A 981-nucleotide genomic window follows, 5' to 3' on the forward strand; every position below is an offset into this window, starting at 1 on the left:
CCGGAGAGGATCTCCTCGCACAGCCAGTCGAAGCTGGCGTAGGCGCCGTTGACGAACTGGACCTGGTTGGGCAGTCCTTGGGCGATGGTGTTGATGACCGAGATGCGGACGGGCTTGTCGGTGCCCCACGAGGCGCCCAGCGGGGGCAGGTGTCCGCGGTCGCCGTCGACGGTGTTCGCGGTGTCCTCGGGGTGGTGTGCGGGGTCGGCGATGTCGGTGGTGTTGGGGTCGCCCAGGGCGATGAGGGCGTCGGCGCGGAGTTGGTTGCGGCTGCGGGGATGGCACAGGTCTGCGGCGGCACGGGCGGCGGCCTCGATGCGGCGGCGCAGCTTCTCGGCGTCGCCGGAGGGCAGGTTGGCCCACATGGAGGTCATGCCGTTGCGTCCGGGGCGGAACCGCACGGTCCGTTCTTCGGCGGCGGCGTCTGCGGCGTCCTGGGCGGCTTGTGGGGCGTGGCGTGCGACCGCGTTGTCGACGGAGGTGTCCAGTGCGGAGCGGCTGGGCCGGTGGCCGCCGGCAAGGGCCCGGGTGAGGCGGCCGATGACATCGGACTCGACGGCGCCGACGACCTCGTCGGGCACGCCGGCCAGGCGGCAGGCGGCGTCGATGGCGAGTTGCTCGGGCAGTAGGCCGCGTTCGAGGGCGCCCCGCAGTAGCGGGAGCCGGGTGTGGGCCTGGATGGCGGCGGTGACCAGGTGGCCGGCGTGCCAGCAGGTCAGTGACATGGCCGCGGCCAGGTGGTCGCGGGCCCGGCCGGCCGGATCCAGGCGGGCGTGGGCGGGGCGGGTGTCGTCTTGCGTGTCGCCGTGGGTGGCCTCGTCCAGGCGGCGGAAGCTCTCCACGAGCAGGTACGCGGCGTGCAGCCGGGTCGCCGCGGCGAGGTTCTGCGCCAGCGTCACCGACCGGGCCACCTCGCTGAGCGCTGACGCGTCCAACGACTCCAACGGCTCATCCACCGCGCGCAGCGCCCAGAAGTCGGAA

General features: G+C 73.6%; 1 protein-coding gene. It reads right to left on the reverse strand.

What is annotated here, in order from left to right; all coding sequences use genetic code 11:
• Positions 1–981: DUF222 domain-containing protein (locus AC3DEV_RS16670; RefSeq protein ID WP_488372812.1), on the reverse strand; the 981-nt coding region annotated here is incomplete at both ends.

This window comes from Dietzia sp. IBK-p2-15D (assembly GCF_057773105.1).